Source organism: Thermosulfurimonas marina (assembly GCF_012317585.1).
Classification (GTDB): Bacteria; Desulfobacterota; Thermodesulfobacteria; order Thermodesulfobacteriales; family Thermodesulfobacteriaceae; genus Thermosulfurimonas_A; species Thermosulfurimonas_A marina.
Genome location: NZ_CP042909.1, coordinates 1,343,571 through 1,365,780, shown reverse-complemented (window position 1 = coordinate 1,365,780; position 22,210 = coordinate 1,343,571). Strand labels below are relative to the sequence as shown.

At 62.2% G+C, this 22,210-nt stretch carries 21 protein-coding genes and 1 tRNA gene; 11 read left to right on the top strand and 11 right to left on the bottom strand.

What is annotated here, in order from left to right:
- Positions 1-51 precede the first annotated feature (51 nt).
- The 11 genes from truB to FVE67_RS07105 all read right to left on the bottom strand — a co-directional run bounded on the left by truB (position 52) and on the right by FVE67_RS07105 (position 9,985).
- Positions 52-984, bottom strand: a complete 933-nt coding sequence (gene truB, locus FVE67_RS07155; RefSeq protein ID WP_168719929.1) for a tRNA pseudouridine(55) synthase TruB — start codon at positions 982-984, stop codon at positions 52-54.
- The gene (locus tag FVE67_RS07150; RefSeq protein WP_168719928.1) at positions 981-1,967 is read right to left on the bottom strand and encodes a DHH family phosphoesterase; all 987 of its coding nucleotides are present in this window, start codon (positions 1,965-1,967) and stop codon (positions 981-983) included. The genes truB and FVE67_RS07150 overlap by 4 nt, the downstream gene beginning before the upstream one ends.
- The gene (rbfA, locus tag FVE67_RS07145; protein ID WP_168719927.1) at positions 1,927-2,289 is read right to left on the bottom strand and encodes a 30S ribosome-binding factor RbfA; all 363 of its coding nucleotides are present in this window, start codon (positions 2,287-2,289) and stop codon (positions 1,927-1,929) included. The genes FVE67_RS07150 and rbfA overlap by 41 nt, the downstream gene beginning before the upstream one ends.
- A gap of 7 nt (positions 2,290-2,296) precedes the next feature.
- Positions 2,297-2,587, bottom strand: a complete 291-nt coding sequence (locus FVE67_RS07140) for a DUF503 domain-containing protein (protein WP_168719926.1) — start codon at positions 2,585-2,587, stop codon at positions 2,297-2,299.
- Between the two features lies 1 nt (position 2,588).
- A complete protein-coding gene (gene infB / locus FVE67_RS07135) occupies positions 2,589-5,147 on the bottom strand; it encodes a translation initiation factor IF-2 (RefSeq protein ID WP_168719925.1) in 2,559 nt (852 codons plus the stop codon).
- On the bottom strand, positions 5,140-5,436 hold the full coding sequence (locus FVE67_RS07130; protein WP_210534578.1) for a YlxR family protein: 297 nt from the start codon (positions 5,434-5,436) through the stop codon (positions 5,140-5,142). Before FVE67_RS07130 ends, infB begins: the two co-directional genes overlap by 8 nt.
- On the bottom strand, positions 5,423-6,673 hold the full coding sequence (nusA, locus tag FVE67_RS07125; protein WP_168719924.1) for a transcription termination factor NusA: 1,251 nt from the start codon (positions 6,671-6,673) through the stop codon (positions 5,423-5,425). The genes FVE67_RS07130 and nusA overlap by 14 nt, the downstream gene beginning before the upstream one ends.
- Before the next feature lie 11 nt (positions 6,674-6,684).
- Positions 6,685-7,152, bottom strand: coding sequence for a ribosome maturation factor RimP (locus FVE67_RS07120; protein WP_168719923.1), 468 nt, complete (start codon positions 7,150-7,152; stop codon positions 6,685-6,687).
- A gap of 56 nt (positions 7,153-7,208) precedes the next feature.
- A tRNA-Gly gene (locus FVE67_RS07115) sits at positions 7,209-7,283 on the bottom strand.
- A 25-nt stretch (positions 7,284-7,308) separates the two neighbouring features.
- Positions 7,309-8,460 carry a radical SAM family heme chaperone HemW gene (gene hemW, locus FVE67_RS07110; protein WP_168719922.1) on the bottom strand — a complete coding sequence of 384 codons (1,152 nt, stop codon included), beginning with the start codon at positions 8,458-8,460 and terminating at the stop codon, positions 7,309-7,311.
- Positions 8,438-9,985 carry a hydantoinase B/oxoprolinase family protein gene (locus FVE67_RS07105; protein WP_168719921.1) on the bottom strand — a complete coding sequence of 516 codons (1,548 nt, stop codon included), beginning with the start codon at positions 9,983-9,985 and terminating at the stop codon, positions 8,438-8,440. The genes hemW and FVE67_RS07105 overlap by 23 nt, the downstream gene beginning before the upstream one ends.
- A 16-nt stretch (positions 9,986-10,001) precedes the next feature.
- Here FVE67_RS07105 and FVE67_RS07100 point away from each other — a divergent pair, with 16 nt between their 5' ends.
- The 11 genes from FVE67_RS07100 to flgK all read left to right on the top strand — a co-directional run bounded on the left by FVE67_RS07100 (position 10,002) and on the right by flgK (position 22,210).
- Entirely contained in the window at positions 10,002-11,084 is a 1,083-nt protein-coding gene (locus FVE67_RS07100) for an LptF/LptG family permease (RefSeq protein WP_168719920.1), read from the top strand.
- A complete protein-coding gene (locus FVE67_RS07095; protein ID WP_168719919.1) occupies positions 11,081-12,151 on the top strand; it encodes an LptF/LptG family permease in 1,071 nt (356 codons plus the stop codon). Before FVE67_RS07100 ends, FVE67_RS07095 begins: the two co-directional genes overlap by 4 nt.
- A gap of 10 nt (positions 12,152-12,161) precedes the next feature.
- Complete coding sequence (locus FVE67_RS07090) at positions 12,162-13,748, top strand: AsmA family protein (RefSeq protein ID WP_168719918.1); 1,587 nt, start codon at positions 12,162-12,164, stop codon at positions 13,746-13,748.
- Positions 13,749-13,877: 129 nt separating this feature from the next.
- Positions 13,878-14,645 (top strand): flagellar basal-body rod protein FlgF, encoded by a 768-nt coding sequence (flgF, locus tag FVE67_RS07085; protein ID WP_246167865.1) that lies wholly within the window; start codon positions 13,878-13,880, stop codon positions 14,643-14,645.
- 11 nt (positions 14,646-14,656) lie between these two features.
- Positions 14,657-15,439, top strand: coding sequence for a flagellar basal-body rod protein FlgG (gene flgG / locus FVE67_RS07080; RefSeq protein WP_168719916.1), 783 nt, complete (start codon positions 14,657-14,659; stop codon positions 15,437-15,439).
- A gap of 4 nt (positions 15,440-15,443) precedes the next feature.
- Complete coding sequence (gene flgA / locus FVE67_RS07075) at positions 15,444-16,190, top strand: flagellar basal body P-ring formation chaperone FlgA (protein ID WP_168719915.1); 747 nt, start codon at positions 15,444-15,446, stop codon at positions 16,188-16,190.
- Positions 16,190-16,879 (top strand): flagellar basal body L-ring protein FlgH, encoded by a 690-nt coding sequence (locus tag FVE67_RS07070; RefSeq protein ID WP_168719914.1) that lies wholly within the window; start codon positions 16,190-16,192, stop codon positions 16,877-16,879. Before flgA ends, FVE67_RS07070 begins: the two co-directional genes overlap by 1 nt.
- Before the next feature lie 10 nt (positions 16,880-16,889).
- A complete protein-coding gene (locus tag FVE67_RS07065) occupies positions 16,890-17,981 on the top strand; it encodes a flagellar basal body P-ring protein FlgI (protein WP_168719913.1) in 1,092 nt (363 codons plus the stop codon).
- A gap of 10 nt (positions 17,982-17,991) precedes the next feature.
- Positions 17,992-18,336: a rod-binding protein gene (locus FVE67_RS07060; protein WP_168719912.1), complete on the top strand. Its 345-nt coding sequence runs from the start codon at positions 17,992-17,994 to the stop codon at positions 18,334-18,336.
- Positions 18,329-18,655, top strand: coding sequence for a hypothetical protein (locus FVE67_RS07055; protein WP_168719911.1), 327 nt, complete (start codon positions 18,329-18,331; stop codon positions 18,653-18,655). Before FVE67_RS07060 ends, FVE67_RS07055 begins: the two co-directional genes overlap by 8 nt.
- A 3-nt stretch (positions 18,656-18,658) precedes the next feature.
- Positions 18,659-22,210 (top strand): flagellar hook-associated protein FlgK, encoded by a 3,552-nt coding sequence (flgK, locus tag FVE67_RS07050; RefSeq protein ID WP_168719910.1) that lies wholly within the window; start codon positions 18,659-18,661, stop codon positions 22,208-22,210.

Here is a 22,210-nt window from a genome sequence, read left to right as displayed (position 1 = left end):
TTAAGCCCCCGGGCGGTCTAGACCAACCCCGGAGCTTGCCCTTATCTAACCTCAGGATACGAAAACCCGCAACATTTCCGCCCAGCCTTCTCCGGAAAAACGCTCCGGATAGTAGGTCACCGCCACCAGATCCCCGTCTTCGCTCAGAATACGCAGCCAAGGCACCCGCGGTCGCCGCGCCACCTTCTGAAGCCGCACCAGGCTCCCCAGAACGCTCACCGAAAAGGGGCGTCCCTGCCGGATGCGCCGGGCCATCTCCCGAGAGACGGTAATGGCCGGAATAAAAGAAAGGGCCTCCTCTACCGAAAGGATCTTCTCTTCCAGACGCCCCTCCGCCTGAAGCCTTTCTACTTCTTCCAGGGTGAGGGCCTCCTCGAGGGTAAAAGGCCCCTTGCGCAAACGACGCAGGGCCACCAGGGTGGCCCCGCAGCCTAGCCGAAGCCCCACCTCATGCACCAGGGAACGCACATAGGTCCCCTTGCTGCAATAGACCTCGAATTCCACCCGGGGAAGCTCCACCGCGAGCACCCGAAACTCCAGGACCTCCACCCGCTTGGGCTCCTTTTCCACCTTGACCCCCTTGCGGGCCCAACGATAAAGGGGCTGGCCCCGATACTTGGCCGCGGAATAAGGTGGGGGGACCTGTTCGATCTCTCCCACGAAACCCTGCATGACCTCCTGGATCTCTTCGGCGGAAAGCTCCGGCACCGGACGCCTTTCCACCACCTCTCCCGTAAGATCGTAGGTATCGGTGATGATCCCCAGCTCGAAGGTCCCCTGATAAACCTTGTCGCCCTCCAAGATGAATTGCGCGATTTTGGTGGCCCTTCCCAGGCAAATGGGAAGGACGCCGGTGGCAAAGGGATCCAGAGTTCCTCCGTGGCCGGCCTTGCGGACCCGGAGAAGTCTTTTGATCTTCTCCACGGCCTCGGTGGAACTCAGGTCCTTGGGTTTGTCGAGTACCAGCACCCCTTCGACTTTCATGCCCTCACCTCCAGGACGGACGAAAGAAGGCCTCTGACCAGATCCAGCACCTCCGGCAGGGTTTTTTCCCTCTGGCGAAAGCCCGCGGCCCGCACGTGTCCCCCTCCGCCCTGGGAGGCCGCAATCCGGGCCACATCCACCTCTCCCCGGCTGCGCAGGCTTACCCCAATCTCCCCGGGCTTAAGCTCCTTCACCAGGGCGGAGACCTTCACCCCCCGCATGCTCCGCAGGAAGGTGGCAAAATCCTCGGCCTCTCCCGGACGGGCTCCCACCTCCTCAAAGTCCTTGAGGGTGAGCCAGGAGACCACGGCCCGCCCTCCGGCAAAGACCTCCCTCCTTTCGAGCACCCGGCTCAAGAGCTCAAAGCGGGCCGGAGGGTAGTTTTCAAGAAGCCTCTCCCCCACCCAGGCCGGCCGGGCCCCGGCCCGCACCAGGTCCGCCGCGGCCAGGAAGGCCTCCTCCCGGGTATTTTCAAAACGAAACCCTCCGGTATCGCTATAAAGCCCTACATAAAGGTTTTCGGCCACCTCCGGGAGAAGCCCTCCCAGGTCCCGCAGGATTTGATAGACCAGAAAGGCCGTGGCCGGGGCCCGGGGATCCTGGAGTAGAAGGCCGGAAAGAGCCTGGCCGCTTACCGCATGGTGATCCAGGATCACCCGCTCGCGGGCGGCCAGGACCAGCTCCGCAAGCCCTCCCAGCCTCTGGGCCTCGGAAAGGTCAAAGACCAGGGCCACACACTCCTGCGGCCTTCGCGGAAGGGCCTCGGGGCGCAGAAGATCCCCGAAGCCGTGAAGAAAGTCCAAAAATTCGGGGGGATCGTCTTCTATCAAGGGGTAGCTTTCCACCCCCCGGGCCTTGAAAAAGAGATGCACCGCCAGCACACAACTCAGGCCGTCGGCATCGGGCTGAACGTGAGTGGCCAGGAGGAAGGGCCCGGGCCCTTCAAAGATTTCCCGAATCTTTTCCCTGCTTGAGTCTTTCAAAAAGCTCCTCCAGCCTTTCGGTCTCCTCGGGCCGGTGGTCCGGGTGAAATTCCAGTTCCGGAATGTACTTGAGATAGACGTGTTCGGCCAGAAGGGACCGGATGTAACCCCGGGCCCGGCGAAAGCCCCGTTCCGCCCGGGCCCAGTCCTCGGCCTCTCCGTGGACCCGATAATACACCCGGGCCCGGCGGAGGTCCGGGCTGACCTCCACCTCGGAGACGGTGATAAAACCCTGGAGATCCGGGTCGCGCACCTCCTCGGAAAGGATGACCGCCAGGGCCTCCCGGATGAGTTCCGCCACCCGGAGATGTCGGTAGTGCATGAGAACCTCAAAAGGAAAGAAATTCGATCTCCGCCGAAATAAGCTCCATCCCGTCCAGGTCCTCCACGAAGGAGAGGACCTGGTTGAGATAGCGATCGGCCACCTTTTGATCGGAGGCCACGGTGGAGACCCCGATCACCGCCCGCTGCCAGAGGTCCTGATCTCCCACCTCGGCCACGGAGAGCTTCTTAAAGCGGGCCTCCAGCCGGTGGATAAGACTCTTTACCCGCTGACGTTTGCCCTTGAGCGAGCCGTTTCCCGGAAGATAAAACTCCATGCGGGCGATGCCCACCACCATCTCAAACTTCCCGGCGGATCTCCACCATCTCGAAGGCCTCGATCACATCCCCTTCTTTGATGTCCTGGAAGTTCTCCAGGCCCACGCCGCACTCGTAGCCCGCGGCCACTTCTTTAACGTCCTCCTTGAAACGCTTGAGGGAGACGATCTTTCCGTTATAGACTACCACGCCCTCCCGCAGGAGGCGCACGCTCCCTCCGCGCACCAGCTTGCCCTCCTTCACGTAACAGCCCGCCACGGTGCCCACCCGCGGCACCCGGAAGGTGGCCCGCACCTCGGCCACCCCCACGATGCGCTCCTCATACTCCGGCTCAAGCATTCCGGAGAGGGCCTTTTTCACTTCGTCGATGGCCTGATAGATTACGTCATAAAACCGGATATCCACCTTTTCCTGTTTGGCAATCTCCTTGGCCTTACCTGTGGGACGCACGTTAAAGCCGATAACCACCGCATCCGAAGCCGCGGCCAGCATGACGTCGCTTTCACTGATGGCCCCGATTCCGGCCCGGATGATATTCACCCGCACCTCGTCGGTGGAAAGCTTTTGCAGGGCGTCCCGCAGGGCCTCGAGAGTCCCCTGCACATCGGCCTTGAGCACGATCTTGAGCTCCTTGACCTCGCCCTCCTTGAGTTTTTCAAAGACCCTCTCCAGGGAAAGCCGGGCCTCGCGGGCGGCCTCGGCCTCCCGGGCCTTGCGCTGCCGGTATTCGGCCACCCGCCGGGCGGCGGTCTCGTCGGGCATGACGATGAAATCGTCTCCGGCCTGAGGCACCTCCTCAAAGCCTAGGACCTCCACCGGGGTGGCCGGAGGGGCCTCCTTGAGGCGCTCGCCCCGCTCGTTGAGCATGGCCCGCACCCGACCAAAGGTCATCCCGGCCACGAAGGGATCCCCTTCACGCAGGGTTCCCTCCTGAACGATGACCGTGGCCACCGGCCCCTTTCCCTTGTCCAGCCGGCTTTCGATGATCCGGCCTCGGGCCGGCCGATCCGGAGCGGCCTTGAGATCCAGCATCTCCGCCTGAAGCAGCACCAGCTCCAAAAGGTCTTCGATCCCTTGGCGTTTCTTGGCCGAGACCTCCGCCATCAGGGTCTCCCCACCCCAGTCCTCAGGGACCAGACCCAGCTCCGCCAGCTCACTCTTGACCCTTTCCGGATTGGCGTCCGGTTTGTCGATCTTGTTAATGGCCACCACGATGGGCACTCCGGCGGCCCGGGCGTGGTCGATGGCCTCCCGGGTCTGATCCATGACCCCGTCGTCGGCGGCCACCACCAGGATCACCAGGTCGGTAACCTGAGCCCCCCGGGCCCGCATGGAGGTAAAGGCCTCGTGCCCCGGGGTATCAATGAAGGTGATCTCCCGACCATCGGGAAGGCGCACCTTGTAGGCTCCGATATGCTGGGTAATGCCTCCGGCCTCGCGCGCGGCCACATCGGTGTGCCGAATGGCGTCCAGGAGGGTGGTCTTTCCGTGATCCACGTGTCCCATCACGGTCACGATGGGCGGCCGGGGCTTGAGTTCCTCCGGGGAGGGGGGCACATACTCCAGCAGGGCCTCCTCCTCCACCGTGGCCGCTTCTACCTCGTAGCCGAACTCTGAGGCCACGATGGCCGCGGTCTCCGCATCGATGGACTGGTTAATGGTCACCATGGTCCCCATTTCCATAAACTTGCGGATGACGTCCGCGGCCTTAACCCCCATCTCCTTGGCCAGCTCGCCCACCTGGATGGTCCCATGGATCTTGATCTTTTTCTTCTTGGGAGGAAGGGTAGGTGGCCTTTCCGGCGCCTTTTCCTTGGCCTGAGGCTTGCGAGAAGGAACCTTTTCGGCCTCTTCTTCCCCTTCCGGAAGCATCTCCAGCCCCTCGGGGCCCTTTTCCAGCTCCTCCATCAACTCCAGTTCCTCGAGGATCTCCTCCCGCTCGCTCTTGGGCCCGGCGGCCACCTTCTTCTTGCCCTTCTTGGGCTTTTCCTCGGTCTCCGGGCGTTCCTTCTTCTTTTTGGCGACCTTCTTTTCCTCTTTGGGTTCTGGAGGAGGCGGAGGAGCCGGAGCCGCCCGCCGGGGTTTGAAATCTTTGACCACCCGTTTTTTGGGCTTGGGAGAAATAGCCTCGGTGTCTACCCGGGTGATGATCCGGGCCTTGAGTTCCAGGGCCTCCTCCGGCTTCTCTTCGGTGGGAGTCTCCGCAGAGGGAGCCTCCGGCGGGACCTCCGCCTTGGGAGGCCCTTCCTCCAGAGGCTTAGCCTCCTCCGGCTTCTCCTCGGTCTCCTTTTCCGGTTTAGGACGCCGGATCTTGAGCTTGATGCGTTTGGGACGGGCCTCTTTTTCCTCCCGGCGCCGGAAAATTACCGCCTGGGGTTCCTCGGAGGGCCCCTTTTCCGCAGAAGTTTCCTCCGTCGGCCTTTCCTGAGCCAGGGACTGGCGCACCCGTTCCGCTTCCTCCTCAGAGATGGTGGAGGAATGCGATTTGATCTCGATCCCCATGGCCTTTACCTTTTCGGCCAGTTCCTTGGGACCGAGGTCCAGTTCTTTGGCCAGGTCATAAATACGGATCTTACTCATGACCCTTCAAGCCTCCTCGCTTTGCCAGATTGTCCAGGAGATCCGGGGAGATTTCCCGGGCCCGTCCCCGAAAGGCCGAGATAAGCCGCCGTCTCCCCTTGAGGGTAAGGGCCCGGCGGAAACAGGCCTCCTCGCCACAGAGATAGGCCCCCCGTCCGGGACGCCTCTGCTCCGGATCGGCCACCACCCGCCCGGCCTCGTCCAGGGCCAGCCGCAAAAGGGCCCCCTTAGGAAGACGCCTTCCGCAAAAGATACACATCCGGATCGGAACATGCTTACCTCGGCTCACCTTCTCCGGAGCTAAGTTTTTCTCGGGCCCGGGCCACCACCTCTTCGGCCTCCGAAAGCTTGAGGCGGGCGATCTCGGCCACCTTTTCCGGCTCCGTCGAAGCCAGGGCCTCCACGCTCTTGATTCCCTGATCGTAAAGCCTTCCGGCAGCTTCCTCCGAAAGCCCCTCTATCTCCAGCATCTTGAGAAATTCCGGATCCTGACGCCGGGCCCACTGGCTCTCGCTATAAACATCGATGCGCCAGCCGAGAAGCTTGGAGGCCAGACGCACATTCTGCCCCTCGCGCCCGATGGCCAACGAGAGTTGATCGTCCGGGACGATGACCTCCAGGGTCTTGGTCTCCTCGTCCACGATGACCTGCGTGCATTCCGCCGGGGAAAGGGCGTGATAGACCAGTTTGGCCGGATCCGGATCCCAGGGAATGATGTCGATCTTTTCCCCTTTGAGCTCCTGGACCACCACCTGCACCCGGGATCCCCGGAGCCCCACACAGGCCCCCACGGGATCCACCTCCGGATCCTTGGAGACTACAGCCATCTTGGCCCTTCGTCCGGGCTCCCGGGCTACGGCCACGATCTTCACGATCCCCTCCCGGATCTCCGGCACCTCGCGCTCGAAGAGTTTTTTCAGAAACTCCGGATGGGTGCGGGAGACCACCAACTGGGGATCCCCGCTCTTGCGTACTTCAATGAGAAGGGCCCGCAGACGCTCTCCCCGGCGATATCTCTCCGTGGGGATCTGTTCCCTTTCCGGAAGCAGGGCCTCGGCCCGCCCCAGAGAAAGGATGACGTCCCGTCGCTGAAAGCGGTGTACAAAACCGCTCACAATCTCCCCGATCTTGTTCTTGTACTCCTCGTAAATGATCTCCCGTTCGGCCCCGCGAATCTTCTGGGTGAGGATCTGCTTGGTGAGCTGGGCGGCGATGCGTCCCAGCCCCCGCACATCCACCGGCTCTCCGATCACGTCCCCCACCCGGGCCGCGGGATTCTTCTTGCGGGCCTCAGAAAGGGCTATCTCCTTTTGGGGATTGCGGACCTCCTCTACCACCTCAAAAAGGCGATAGACCTCAATTTCGCCCTTTTCTTCGTTGTAAACCGCCTCCACCTCCGCCTCGGGCCCCAGGCGCTTCTGGGCCGCGGTCCGCATCCCCTCCACCAGGGCTGAGACAATGACCTCCTTGGGAAGCCCCTTTTCTTTGCTCATCAACTCTACAATCTTGCGTACATCCTCCGCCATGGCGCTCTCCCTCAGAAGGATATTTCAGGCTTGAGATGCGCCTTCTTGATCCCTGCGTAAGGCAACCGCACCTCGCCCTCCTCCAGCTCTACCACCACCTGGTCCCCCTCCAGGCCCCGGAGAATTCCGGTAAAGGTCCTGCGCCCCGAAAAGGGCTCCCGCAGGACGATACGCACCCGATCCCCGGCAAACCGCTCGAAATCCTCCCGCTTGCGCAAGGGACGCTCCAGCCCCGGGGAGGAGACCTCCAGGTGGTAGGAATGGTGAATGAGATCCCGGGCATCCAGGAGATCTCCCACCACCTCGCTCACCTTCACGCAATCTCCCAGGGTGACCCCTCCGGGCTTGTCAATGTAGATCCGGAGGACCCAGCCCCGGGGCTCGCGCTGCCACTCCACCTCCACGAGCTCCAGCCCCCGGGCCAGCACCACCGGCTCCACCAACTCCCACACTTCCTTTATGAGTCTTTCCCTTTCCATGGCCCCATAACAAAAAAGTGGGCGCTCAGGCCCACTTTTACGGCCCTATTTATATTTGGAGCGGGCAACGGGATTCGAACCCGCGACCCTCAGCTTGGGAAGCTGATGCTCTACCCCTGAGCTATGCCCGCTCTTGGGAAAGAATATATACCTGCCTCAAAGAAAATGCAACTGCACCTGATTGGCCAGAAGCACCCCTTTGGGAGTCAATTTGAGGCGCCCTTTTTCCAGGGTCACCAATCCCAGATCCCTCAGGCGGGCGATCTCGGAGGCGAAAAGGCGGGCTGGGTCTCGGCCGAACCTCCGGGAAAGCTCCTCAAGGTCCACCCCTTCCAGGAGACGGAGTCCTACGAAAAGGGCCTCCCTCAGGGCCTCCTCCCCCTCCAGGACCTCTTCCACCACCGTAGGAAGCCTTCCCTCCCGGAGGGCGCGGAGGTATTCTTCCAGGTCCTCCGGATTGCGCAGCCGTTTTCTCTCCCAAAAAGAGGCCGCGGCCGGCCCCAGACCCAGATAGGGCTTAAGGCGCCAGTAGAGTAGATTGTGCCGGCAGAGTCGTCCCCGGTGGGCGTAATTGGAGATCTCGTAGCGTTTAAGTCCTCGGGCTTCAAGCACCTCCGGGACCGTCTCGTGCATGGCCACCAGGAGGTCTTCGGAAGGAAGCGCAAGGCGCCCTTCCTGAAGGAGGCGGTAGAAAGGGGTGCCCTTTTCCACGGTGAGTTCGTAACAGGAAAGATGTTCCGGGGAGAGGGCCAGCGCCGCAGAAAGGTCCTCCTGGAGGTCGGAAAGGCTCTGGCCGGGCCAGCCAAAGATAAGGTCCAGGGAGAGATTTTCAAAGCCGGCCCGACGAGCGGCCTCCACCGCCTGTCGGGTGTCCTCCGGGCCGTGCCTCCGGCCCAGGGCCGAAAGGCCCTTCTCGGAAAAGCTCTGGGCCCCTATACTTAAACGATTGAAACCTATCCCCCGCAGGGCCCGAAGATATTCCAGGCCAAGACCCTCAGGGTTGGCCTCGAGGGTAAGTTCCTCCGGGGCCAGGGGAAGGGCCTCGGCGAGCCCCTCCAGCAACCTTTCGTAAAACCGAGGGGAAAGAAGGGAAGGGGTCCCGCCCCCTACGTAAAGGGTCTCTAAAGGAAGGTCCCGAGGCCAGAACTCGCTCCAGAGTTTGGCCTCGGTAAGGAGGGCGGAAAGGAAGGAATCCTCCTCCAGGGGATGGGTTACCGAATAAAAGTCGCAGTAAGGACACTTGGCCCGGCAGAAGGGAATGTGGATATAGAGCCCGGCCCGGGCCTCAGGGTTTGCCGTAGCCCCCACCTCCAGGCGTGCGTATTTCCAGGACCTCCCCGGCCCCGATTTCCCAGACTCCCTTCCCCGGAAGACACCGTCGGCGGCCCTCCCGGTCGAAAAGCAAGTTGAGCCCCCGCTTTCCGGGCTCTCCCCCGAAGAGCCCGTAGGGACAAAGGCGGCGTCTTTCGGTAAGGAGGCTTACGGTCACCGGCGCCAGAAACCGGAAACGCCGCACCAGACCGTCTCCCCCTCGAAACCGCCCCCGGCCCCCGGAGCCGGCCCGCAGGCTGTAGCGCTCCACCACTACGGGATAGGCCAGCTCCAGGGCCTCCACCGGGGTGTTCAGGGTATTGGTCATATGGGTATGGACTCCGGAAAGCCCTGGAGCCCCGGCCCGTCCCCCCATACCCCCTCCCATGGTCTCGTAGTAGGCGAAATCCTTCCCTCCGAAGGCCAAATTGTTCATGGATCCGCAGGAGGCGGCGGGGATCTTTTCCGGAAGGGCCTGGGCCAGGGCTCCAAGGACAGCGTCCACAATGCGCTGCGAGGTCTCCACATTGCCTCCGGCCACCGGAGCGGGCCAGCGGGCGTCCACTACCGTGTGGGGCTCGGTGAGGATCTTGAGAGGCCGAAAGGCCCCCTGATTAGGTGGGACCAATCCCCCGGCCAGCGACAAAAACACGTAAAAGACGGCGGCCCGGGTCACGGAGCGCACGGCGTTGAGCCCGGTAGGAAGTTCCGGGGCCGAACCGCGAAAGTCCACCCTCACCCGGTCTCCTTCGGCCACAAGCCGCACCCGGATGGGGACCGGCTCTTCCGAAAGCCCGTCATCGTCCAGATAATCCTCAAAGAAGTATTCCCCCTGAGGGATCTCGCGCAGAATCTCCCGCATATAGGCCTCGGAGTAGGCCTGAAGCTCCGCGGCCTTTTCCTCGAGCACGGAAAGCCCGTAACGCTTTACCAACTCCCGAAGGCGGGCCTCTCCCCGGGAAAGGGCCGCCAGCTGGGCCCGCAGGTCCCCCTCCCTTTCGGCCCGTCCCCTTACCCGGGAAAGGAAGTCCTCCCAGAATTCCCGGTCGAAACGGCCTTCAGAGACCAATTTACGCGGAGGAATAAGGATTCCCTCTTCCTCGATATGGCGAGCCAGTCCCATGGAGCCGGGATACTTCCCTCCCACATCGGAGTGATGGGCCCTCACGGCCAGCAAAAAGGCCCTTCTTTCCCCCACAAAGACCGGGGCCACTAGGGTAAGGTCCGGAAGATGGGTCCCCCCGCGATAGGGATCATTAGTAAGGACCACATCCCCCGGATGAAGATCCAGCTCTTCCAGGACGGCAGCCACCGTGTCCGGAAGGGCCCCCAGGTGGACCGGAATGTGGGCCGCCTGAGCCAGAAGACGCCCCTGGCTGTCGAAAAGGGCGCAGGAGAAGTCGCGCCTTTCTTTAATGTTGGGAGAGAAGGCCGAGCGCTGGAGCACCACCCCCATCTCCTCGGCCACCGAGGAAAAGAGGCGGTAAAAGACGGATATTTCCGTGGCAGTGAAGGCTCCCATGGGCTAAAATGCAGACGTGCTCACAAGATACCTCCTGCGGGAGATCCTTTCAAACCTCCTCTGGGTCCTTTCTCTGGGCCTCCTTCTCCTCTATCTGGCCCGTATGGCGGATTTTGGCCCGGAGATCTTCGCCCGGGGAGGACAGGTTGCGGATCTTCTGCGCTTTTCCGGCTACCTCCTCCTCTTTCTTTTGCCCTTTGCCCTGCCACTGGCCGGCTTGGCCGGGGTACTTCTGGCCTTCATACGTCTGGCCCACGATCGCGAGATCCTGGCCCTGGCCTCCCTGGGCATCTCTCCTTTACGGCTGACCAGGGCCGTGGCCCTCACCGCCGCGGGGCTCTTTGCCCTGGCCCTGCTTCTGACCCTCCTTCTGGTCCCCCAGGCCAAACGCCGCATGCGGGATACCCTCTGGCAACTGGCGGTCAAGCGCCTGGAAAGGGGGCTTCCGGAAAAGACTCCGGTGGACTGGTTCCCGGGCACCCTGCTTTATGCCCGGAGGGTCAAAGAGGGCTTTCGGCTGAAGGATGTTTACATCCTCCGGGAAGGCCCCGGAGGCAAGAAGGGTTTTCTTTATGCTCGGAGGGGACGGCTGACCCTCTTTCCCGGAGGGGCAGAACTCCTTCTGGAGAAGGGAGAGGGGCACTTCTTTTCTTCCGATCTTCAAAGGGTGGAAAACCTCTACTTTGAAAGTTACCGTTATCGCTTTCCCTTGAGCCCCCCGGAGGAACGGGAGCTTAAGCGAGGGGAGATGGGGCTTTTCGAGCTTCTTTCCCGGGCCCGCTCCTCCAAACTTCCGCCCCACAAGCGCCGGAAATATCTCGCGGAGTTCTACCAGAGGTTTTTCTACCCCCTGGCCGCCCTGGTGCTTCCCTTTCTGGGGCTTCCTCTAGGCTTGAGTCTCAAGGCCTCGGGGCGGGCCCCGGCCCTCATCCTGGGGCTCCTCCTCCATCTCTTCTATTACCTCCTCTTTTCCCTGGGAAGCACCCTGGCGGAGGAAGGGAAACTGGCCCCGCCCCTGGCCCTGGGACTGGCCCCGGCCCTTTTCCTGGCCCTCGGGCTGGTCCTCTGGCGCTTTAGTCTTCGGAGGGAGGGGCTGTGAGGCTCTACCAGCGCTATCTCCTTGGGCCTCTGGCCTTTTTCCTGCCGCTTTTTCTCCTGGCCCTCTCCGGGGTCTATCTCCTGGTGGAGTTCTTTGAGAGACTGGAGGACCTTCTTTCCGCAGGCGGACCTCCGGGGCTTTTCTTTCTTTATCTCCTCTATCGGCTTCCGGAGATCCTCTTTCAGGTCTGGCCCGCCGCGGCGGCCCTGGCAGCCCTGGCCTCTCTGGCCTTCCTTTCCCGGGGAAACGAACTCCTGGCCCTGCGGGCCCTGGGTTTTTCGCCCTGGCGCCTGGTCAAACCCTATCTGGTGACCCTGCTGGCCCTCTCCTTTCTGGTTTCCGGTCTTTTGGCCCTGACCCTTCCGCGGAGCACCTATCAGGCCCTTTACACCTGGGAGGTGAGGATCAAAAGGGCCCAGCCGGCCACCCTCCTGGCCTCGGGACGGCTCTTTTTCTCCGGGCCGGACTTCCTCCTCTGGGCCCGGCCTCTGGAGCCGGGGGGCGAACTCCTGGCCGACCTCCTCCTTATCCGAAAAAAGGGGGATGAGCCTGCGGCTTACCTCTACGCCCGCCGGGCCTGGTTTCTTAAGGGAACCTGGTGGAGGCTAGAGGGCGCCCTTTTTGCGGAAAAAAAGGGAGATTTTGCCCCTCAAAGGATGGAAAATCGGGGTTTTGATCTGGGGTTTTCTCCGGAAATCCTCCTTTCGGTGAAAAGGCCGCTTAAGGCCTTGAGTCTACGGGAACTGCTCGCCCGTTATCGGTTTCTTGAGGCCTCGGGATTCTCTCCGGTGGCCCCGCTCACGGAGATCCTTTACCGCTTCCTTTACCCCTTCCTGAGTCCGCTCCTTGCGGCCCCGGCCCTTCTCGCCTTTCTCACCTTCCGGGGCAAACGGGCCCTGGCCAAGGGCCTTTCGGTGGGCCTCCTCCTTACGGCCTTCTTCTACGGCCTGGTGGTCCTTCTCAGGGTCCTGGCCCTGGGGGGACACCTTCCCGTAGGGCTGGCCCTTTTCCTCCTTTGGACAGGGCCGATCGGTTCGGCTATCCTTTTCCTGAAAAAGACCTATTGAGGAGGAGACCATGCGCCTTATCTATAAGATCCTCATCGGGGTGGGTATCCTTCTGGTCCTGGCGGTGGTGGCCCTTTCCCTTCTGGTAAGGGCCTATCTCAAGCCGGAAAGGATTCGTCCCCTGGTGGTGGAAAGGGTCGAAAAGGCCCTGGGACGGAAGGTGGAGCTAGCCCGGGTGGAGGTGGGGCTTTTCAAAGGGATTCGCCTGGAGGGCCTTTCCGTAAAGGAGGCCGACGGGAAGACCGACTTCGTGCGGGTGAAAGGGCTCCGGGTGAAGTTTGCCCTCTGGCCCCTTCTCCAGAAAAAGGTAGTCCTTACCCGGGCGGAGATCTCCGGTCCCTATCTGCACCTGGTGCGGGACCGCAAGGGGCATTTCAATTGGGAGAGCCTGGGCCCCCCCAAGCCCTCTGCGAAGAAGCCCTCGGCAGAAAAGCCCTCGGCCCAGGGCGGAGCGCCCTTTCTTCTGGTGGTCCCCAAGTTCGAAATCAAAGAAGGACTTCTGGTCTTTGAGGATCAGCTGGGGGAGCTTCCCTCCCTCAAGATCCCCTTCCAGCTTGCGGCCTCCCTTACCGAGGCCGAGGCCCGAGCCCGACTTTCCTTCAGGGTCTTCGACTCTCCCTGGCAGGCCGAAGCCCGGGTAGCGCACTGGACCTCTGCCCCGGACCTCTTTCTTTCCCTTTCCGGAGAGACCCTGGACCTCAATCCTTTCCTCAAAGAGGGCCCTCAGGCCGGGGAAAAACCCTCGCCTTCTTCGGGGGTGAAAAGAAGGGGGGCTGAAAAGGAAGTCAAGCTCCCCGCCCTCCCCTTCCGGCGGGCTCAAGCCCGGGTGAACATCAAAAAGATCCTTTACCGCAAGCTTGCCGTCTCGGCCCTGGCCCTCAAAGCCTCTTACGCAAAGGGACACCTCACCTCCGAGCTCACCTGTGAGGTGGCCCGCGGAAAGGTAAAGGACCGGATCGAGGCCGAACTCCTCTCGCACCCCCCACACTGGAAGGTCCGGGAGACCGGGGAGGGGGTGGAAATCGCCGAACTTTTGAGTGGCCTCTGGCCGGATCTTCCCGGGCGCCTCCGGGGTCGGGCCTCCTATGACGGCAATTTCACCGCCTCCGGCCTGAGTTTGGCAAAGATGATGGATACCCTTTCGGGCTCCGGGGTCTTTCGCCTCGCACCCCTAGAGCTTTCCGATCTTCCGGCCACCCGGAAACTGGCCTCCCTTCTCGGCCTTCCGGAACTCTCCACTCTTCTTTTTGACCGGGCCTCCGGAATATTCCAGATCGCCCAGAGGAGGGCCACCCTTTCCGCGGCCCTTTCTGGAAAGACGCTTTCGGCCCGCATCGCCCAGGGGGTGGTCACCCTGGACGGGATACTGGATCTTCCCGTGGATCTGGTCTTTTCCCCCGAACTTTCCAAAAAATTGACGGGAAAGTGGCCCCCGGCCCGACACCTGGTAAACGAAAAGGGCGAGGTGGAGCTCACTCTGGAACTCAAAGGGCCCTACCGCAAGCCCCGGGTAATACTCCGCTCCCGCGCGGTGGAAAGAACCATCAAAGAGAAGGTCCAAGAGCAACTCCAGAAGTGGCTCCCCTTCGGTAAGTAGGAAAAATTTTCCGCCCCCGGCGGGAAAGATCTTTCCCACCCCCCTCCCTCTCCGAAGGAGGGGGCCTCTTTTTTCCCCTTCTCAAGGCCTCTTCAGGGTGGCATGGGGCTTGCATTTACTTCCGGTGCTATGGCGGGAATCAAGGTCAATCCGCAGCTGGGAGTGCTCGAGGCCCTGGAGGCCGGGCAACTTCTGGAGAGACGTCTTGCAGTGACCACCCACAACCTGGCCAACGTGGACACCCCGGGCTACAAGCGCGACCGGCTCTCCTTCCGGGAATATCTCCTGCCCAAGATCGGGCCCAACTACCGGCGCATCTTCAAGGAGATCCGCCAGTACACGGATTTCGAGCAGGGGGAGATCCGGCCCACCGGAAACCCCCTGGATCTGGCCCTGGTGGGAGAGGGTTTTTTCAAGGTCCTCACCCCGGAGGGGGTGGCCTACACCCGGGCCGGGAACTTCACCCTGGACCGGGAGGGCCGCCTGGTGACTCCTCAGGGCTGGCCGGTCCTGGCCGACGGGGCCCCGGTGATCCTGGACCCCGGTCTGGCCCGGGGAGGGCTCATCACCCTTCCCCGGGAGCGCATCCTCATTCACGACGACGGGACCATCTCCGTAGACGGAACCACCGTGGCCCGCCTAGACGTGGTGACCTTCGACGACCTCTCCAAGCTTAAAAAGGTGGGACAGAACCTCTTCCGGGCCGAAGGGGCCCAGGAACGGCCGGCGGAAAATTTCCAGGTTCGCCAGGGTTATCTGGAGGGCTCCAATGTCAATCCCCTGACGGAAGTGGTGCACCTCATCGAGATCCATCGGGAATTTGAGGCGGTGCAGAAGGCCATCCGCAGCGCGGACGAGGCCACGGGCCGCCTCATCGAGACCACCGGAAGGGTCTAAAGGAGGGAAAAATGATCCGAGGACTCTGGAGTGCAGCCACGGGCATGCAGGGCCAGCAGTTACAACTGGACACCATCGCCAACAATCTGGCCAACGTGAACACCCCGGGGTTTAAGAAGTCGCGGGTGGACTTCGAGGACCTCTTTTATCAGAAGCTCAAGATGGCCGGGGCCCAGACCGCGGAGGGCACCCAGGTGCCGGTGGGCATGGAGATCGGTCTGGGGGTGCGTCCGGTGGCCATCCACAAGCTCTTCACCCAGGGGGAGTACCAGCAGACTAACCAGGAGCTGGACTGGGCCATTGAGGGCCGGGGGTTCTTCAAGGTCCTGGTAAACGGGGAGGAACTTTACACCCGGGCGGGGAACTTCAAGATCGATCGCGACGGCTATATCGTCACCGCCAACGGGGCGCGGCTGCAGCCGGAATTCGTGGTTCCCACCGGGACGGTGCGCATCGAGGTTACCCCGGACGGGATGATCTCCGCCCTGGACGCCAACGGGAACGTCCTGGCCCAGACCCAGCTTCTCATCTACGACTTTCCCAACCCCGCGGGGCTCGACGCCATCGGACGTAATCTCTACCGGGCCACGGATGCCGCCGGCGACCCCATCGAGGGTAATCCCGGAAGTCAGGGCCTGGGGACCATCGCTCAGGGGTATCTCGAGATGTCCAATGTGGACGTGGTGGAGGAGATGGTCAAGATGATCATTACCCAGCGGGCCTACGAGGCCAATTCCAAGGGGATTCTCACCGCGGACCAAATGCTGGAGCTAGCCAACAACCTCAAGAGGTAGGCTTATGGGCGGGCCTAGGGACGTTAAAGAATGGCTGGAGATCCTTGCCTTCTTAGGACTCCTTTTCCTCTGGACCTTTCTGGCCCTCTTCTGGACCGGGAGCCTGGCCCGGGCCCGAACCATCACCGAGGAGCACCTGCGGGAGGTCTTCCGAAAAGAGATAGTCTCGACGCTTCCCTGGCCGGAGGAAGCGGTGGAAATCACCCGCTTTTCCGCCGAGCCCCTGCCCCTCGAGGTCCCGGAGGGGGCGGTGGAGCGGGTGCGGATCTCCGGGGCCCCTCATCCGGGCTCCAACACCCTCCTGGTGGACTATCTGCTTAAAGGGCGTCTCCTAGCCCGGGTGCGGGTCCTGGGGTTCGTGGAGGTGTGGGTGCCGGTGGCCGTCCTCAAAAGGCCCCTTCCGCGGGGAGCCGTACTTTCGGCCACGGATCTGACCCTGGAAAGGCGCCCCCTTACCCGACTCCCCCAGGACGCCCTCTTTGACCTAAAAGAGGCCGTGGGGAAGGAGCTCCGGGTGGGCCTTCCCGCAGGGCGCGTCCTGCGCCGCTCCCAGATAAGGGCTCCGGCCCTGGTGCACCGCAACCAGATCGTGCGCATCGTGGCCCGCAGTGCCCATCTTACGGTCACCGCCCGGGGCCAGGCCCGACAGGACGGCCGCCCCGGAGAGATCATCCGGGTGCGCAATCTTTCGAGCAAAAAGGAAATCTATGCCCGGGTCACGGGCCCGGGGGTGGTGGAGGTGACCTTCTGATGCGGTGGGTGCTTCCGCTCGGCCTTCTGGTCCTGCTTTCGGCCTGCGCCTATCGGCAGCCCGAGGCCATCGTACCTCCTCCGCCGCCGGAGATCAAAGAGGTGGCCAGCGGCCCCACCAAGCCCCTTTCGGAGGGCTCGCTCTTTTCTGGCGGAGGCGTCTATTTCTTTGAGGATCATCGGGCCCGGCGGGTGGGAGACCTGGTGACCATCAAGATCGTAGAAGCCTATCAGAGCAGCCAACAGGTGGCCAATCAGGGGGCCCGTTCCAGCGGCCTCAAGGCCGGGATCGGGAAACTCCTGGGCTTTGAAAAATACGCCGAGGAACACAACCCCCGCTTTTCGGCAAGCCAGATGTTCGATTCCTCCTACCAATACAATCTCAACGCCCAGAGCCAGCAGAGCCGCAAGACGGACATCAAGGCCACCATCACCGCCCGGGTGGTGAAGGTCCTTCCCAACGGGAACCTGGTGGTGCAGGCCAAGCGGGTGGTCAAACAGGACGCGGACCTGGAATACATCGTCCTTACAGGAATCGTGCGCCCGGAGGACATAGATACGGACAACACCGTGCTCTCCACCCAGCTCTCGGACGTGACCCTGGAGTACAGCGGCCGCGGCCCCAACAAGGAGATCATTCGGGGGCCGGGCTGGGTGGCCCAAATCCTCCACTGGATCTGGCTCTTCTGAGGAGGGAGGCATGAAACGCACGGCGGCGATCCTGATCCTCCTCCTTTTCCTTTCCGGGGGCTTAAAGGCCGCCCGTCTCAAGGATCTGGTAAGCGTGGAGGGCGTAAGGGCCAACCAGCTTGTGGGTTACGGGCTGGTGGTGGGCCTCAAGGGCACCGGAGACGGCGACCAGACCAAGTTCACCGTGCAGTCCGTGGTCAACATGCTCCAGCGCTTTGGCATCCAAGTGCCCCGGGCCCAGGTCAAACTCAAGAACGTGGCCGCGGTCATGGTGACCGCCGAGCTTCCGCCCTTTGTTAAGCCCGGACAGCGTCTGGATGTCCTGGTCTCTTCCATCGGGGACGCCAAGAGCCTCCAGGGGGGGACCCTCCTCCTTACGCCCCTCCAGGGGCCGGACGGAAAGGTTTACGCCCTGGCCCAGGGACCGGTCTCCATCGGGGGCTTCGGGGCCGCCGGGGCCGGGGCCGCGGTGCAGGTCAATCATCCCACCGTGGGCCGGGTGCCGGGAGGAGCGGTGGTGGAGCGGGCCGTACCCGTGGACCTCAACGGCCGGGACCATCTCCTGCTTTCCTTCCGGGAGACGGACTTTACCACCGTGGCCCGGGCCGTGGAGGCCATTAACGCCGCCCTCCACGGGCCTTACGCCCAGGCCCTGGACGGCCGCACCCTCAAACTGGTAGTCCCCAAGAGCTATCAGGGCCGGGCCGTGGAGCTCCTGGCCCGGGTGGGAGAGCTGGAGATCGAGCCCGATGTCCCGGCCCGGGTGGTCATCGACGAGCGCACCGGCACGGTGGTCATGGGAGAAAACGTGCGCATCTCCCGGGTGGCCATAGCCCACGGCAATCTCTCCGTGGAGATCACCGAAAGGCCTCAGGTAGTTCAGCCCCAGCCCTTCGCCGGAGGGGAGACCGTGGTGGTGCCGCGCACGGAGATTCGGGCCAAGGAGGAAAAGGCCCGCATCGTGGTGCTGGAGGAGGGAGCCAGTATCGGGGAGCTGGTGAGGGCCCTTAACGCCGTGGGGGCCACTCCGCGGGACCTCATCGCCGTGCTCCAGGCCATCAAGGCCGCCGGAGCCCTGCAGGCCGAACTGGTGATCCTGTGAGGGGGTGGAGATGAAGGTTCGGGGAAGCGGATTCACGGATCTTTACCGGCTGGAGGCCCTGGCCCACAAGGACCCCCGCCGGGCCCTGCGGGAGGCCTGCCGCGAATTCGAGGCCGTCTTTCTGGAGACCGTCCTACGGGGCCTTGACCGCACGGTCCTACGCAGCGGCCTTTTCCCCGAGTCCCTGGAGACCCGTCTTTACCGGGACCTCTACTATCAGGAGCTGGCCCGGGAGCTTTCGGGAAAGGGGCTGGGTCTTTCCGAACTCCTCTACCGAAGGCTCTCCCAGAGTCTGCCCCAGACCCTAAAGGATTCCCAAATTTCTACCGAAAAAGGAGGTAGGAGAAATGGCTAAAAAGAACCTGCTGGAGCTCAAAAAGGCGCTCGAGGAGGAGCGGGAGGCCCTGCTCAAGGGAGCCATTGAAAGCGTCCTCAAGACCGCCTCCTACAAGGCCCGTCTGGTGGAAAAGATCCGCGAAGAGGGTCTTTCCGAGGAAGACCGGGAGCTTCTTGAGGAGGTCCTGCGGCTCAACGAGCGCAACAAGGCCCTGATCGAGGCCGGGCTTTCCTTTGTGGAGGAGGCCTTTCATATCCTTTCCCGGGCCATGCGTCCGGAGACCACCTACGGAGGGGAGGCCCCGGAGGGGGCCCGTTTAATCTCCCGGGAGGCCTGATCGGTGGCCGGAATCTCCAGCGCCCTCAACATCGCCAAAAACGCCCTTCTGGCCTTCCAGACCCAGGTCCATGTAACCAGTCATAATGTGGCCAACGTGGACACCGAGGGCTACAGCCGCCAGAGGGCCATCCTCTCCCCCTTTCCCCCCTCTCCCTCGCCGGTGGGTCCCATAGGAAGCGGGGTCAAAATTGAGGAAATCAAGCGCTATTTTGACGCCTTCCTTGAGGCCAGTCTCAACCTCAAACGCTCGGAACTGGGACTCTTTTCCGCGGAGGAGACCGGACTCAAGCTGGTGGAAAATATCTTCAACGAAACCCAGGACACTGGCCTTTCACGCCTTCTCAACGACTTCTTTTCCGCCTGGCAGACCCTCTCCAACCGGGCCGAAGGTTTTTCGGAAAGGCGCTTGGTGGTGGAAAAGGGGAAGTTGCTCGCCGAAAACCTGCGCACCAAGTTTCAGGCTTTACGGGACCTTGAAAGCAACATCGCCCTCAAGCTCAAAGGGGTGGTGGACCGCATCAACGACCTGGCCCGGGAGATCGCCGAACTCAACCTCCAGATCACGGCCACGGAGACCGGGGGCTTTAAGGCCAACGACCTCCGGGACCAGCGCGACCGCCTCATTGCCGAACTCTCCAAGCTGGCCCCTATCCGCTACTTCGAAAACAAGGACGGGGCCTACAACGTGGTCCTGGGGCGGGGGTTCAACCTGGTGGACGTGGACCGGGCCTGGGAGCTCGAGTTGGCCGGCACCCGGGTCTACTGGGTGGGACACCAGGGAGAGCGGGCCCGCCTTACCGGGCAGGAGGTGGCCGGAGGGGAGCTCGGGGGCTGGCTGCGCCTGATAGAACAAATCTCCGACGAATGGAACCACGAATATGTCTCCGGGACCCGCACGGTAATTCGCCCCGACGGAAAACCCCTTACGGAGGACACCACCTTCGGGGATCTCAATATTCCCACGGGCACGGAATTTCGCTTCCAGGGCCGGGACCATTTCGGAAACCAGGTAAGCGGGGTCTTCCAGGTCACCGACCCCACCACCCAGAACATCCGGAATCTCCTGGACGAGATCGAACGCACCTTCGGCTTCACGGTCACGGCCCAGATCGAAGACGGCCGCCTGGTCCTCATCGATCAGTACCGGGGGCCCGGGGAACTTTCCTTTCAATTTACGCAGAGCGCCCTCGATTTCGGGCGCTTTGACGACCCCACGCAGAATTATCGGGTAGAGGAACTCAATTTGGTGGGGAAACTCTCCCTCTTTGCCGAAGAGCTAATCCGCACCATGAATCAGATCCACTCCCAGGGAGTGGGCCTCAAATTTTTCTCCGGAGAGCTTGAAGGGCTTTATCAGACCGACCGCTACCTCAAGAATCTCCCCTTTTTCCGCGACCTCAACCGCACGGGGAGCCTTTTCCTTTGGGTAAAGGACCCCGAGGGGAAAATCACCCCGGTGAGGGTGGAATTCAATCTTACCGCAGACGCCACCCTGGAGGAGGTAGCCGAGACCATAAATCAGGCCCTTCAAGCCCGGGGCTTTGATACGGCAAGCAGCGTCCGGGCCCTGGTGCGCGAGGGCCGACTGGTCTTTCGGTCCGCCGAGGGCTGGTCCTTTGCCTTCTCCAACGACACCTCGGGTATCCTGGTCTCCGCCGGGATCAATACCTTCTTTTCCGGGCTGGATGCGGCAAGTATTGAGGTCCATCCCCTCCTTTCGGTCCACCCGGAGTATGTGGCCGCGGCCCGGCTGGATCGAGAGGCCTGGCGCAGCGCCCCGGATCTTTTCCGGACCTATCGCAGTCGGGATGCGGTCTCCGCTGCGGATCCGGTGGGGGATTCCGCGGACTACGAGCTTTACGTGCGGTTTTACGACCGCCGGGGACAGATGGTGGAGGAGCAGTCGGTGACCGTGACCTCTAGCGACACCCTGGGGGAGGTAATCTCCAAGCTTGATCAGCTCGAGGGTCTGCGGGCCTATATTGACGGCTCAGGCCATCTGGTCCTAGCGATCGATCCCAACACCTCCAAACCTTACGCCCATTTCGAGCTGGGGGTGACCGATCCCCAAACGCAGGGGACCTTTCTGGCCTACCTGCGGGACCATGGCCTCTGGGCCCCGCAGTACGTAAAAAAGGGGAGCCAGATCTTCTCTGGACTTGAGCCGCTGGTGAAACCCACCCAGTATGTGGCCGATCTGGGAGGACGCGATCCCACCGCCCTTACCTTCTCCGGGACCCTCACCGTGCGCTTTTTCGACCCCGAGGGGAATCCCTTAGGGAGCCAGAGCTTCATCCCCACGGATACCAACGGAAACGGTCGAATAGACTTGGAAGATCTGGTGACCGCTCTCGACGGCTCCTCCAAGTTAAAAGCCTACACCGATAACGGAAAGCTGGTTATCGCCCTGGAAAATCCCCCGACGGGTACGGCCTATTTCGTTCTGGAGGAAGACGATAAAGCGCGCTCCTGGGGGCGGATCTCTCTTGACGACGGGGGTAGCCCCTACGAACTGACCTTCACCGCGGGGACTCTGGAAAATTGGCTCTACGATAAGATCGGAAATCCCCTGGATACCGATCCTCATAACGCCGTGGTGGATCCCTTTCGGGTGGAACTCACCACCGACCAGGGCCTGATCCAGCTGGTCAAGAAGTACAATGCCGTTGAAAACCAGAAATACGGCCTTTCTGCGGAGATCGACACCAACGGACGCCTTCTGGTAAAGACTACCGGACTTTACGATACCGCAAGTTTCGTCCTCACCGAGGCTGGGCCCCAGGCCTTTGCGACAGAAATCTCCTCTGACCGCTACGATCCGGAGTCCGGAACCTTCTTCTTTATCACCGATCTTCCGGTCTCGGGAACGGACACCTTCGACACGCAGACCCTCACCGTGACCTATCGTCGGGCCGACGGCACGGTCCTGACCACCCAGACCATTAACCTCAATGCCGGAGACACCCTCAACGATTTGCTCGCAGCCCTAAACGCACTTGACGCCGATGGAGACGGGGTTTCCGACTTTTCCGCAGGCCTTGATGACTCCGGCCGCTTTTATCTAACCATCAAGGATCCCGATCAGGACGGAGACGGGGCCCCGGACCTTCTGCGCTTCAGCCTCACCTCGGATCTTACCTCCGAAGAAGGAAACCCCGTGGCTTATCTCGGGCAGCGGCGCCTCGCTCCGGCCGGAGGGCTTTTGAACGCCCTTCAGGGTTTCGATCTCCAGCCCGGAGACAACCGCAACGCCCTGCGACTGGCCGATCTCTCTCAGCGCCGGCTGGACTACCTGGGGGAGGCCAGCCTTCCGGACTACTACGCCTCGGTGGTGGCCGAGGTGGGGGTGGCCGGAAAGCGGGTCTCGGAATCCAAGAGCTTTCTCGAAGACCTCCTCAAACAGCTCCAGCTCCTGCGGGATTCGGTCTCCGCGGTCTCGCTGGACGAGGAGATGGCCAACCTCATGAAGTACCAGCAGGCCTTCGCCGCGGCGGCCAAGGTCCTTACGGCCTCGGATGAGATGCTTCACACCCTGATCGAGGCCAAACGTTAG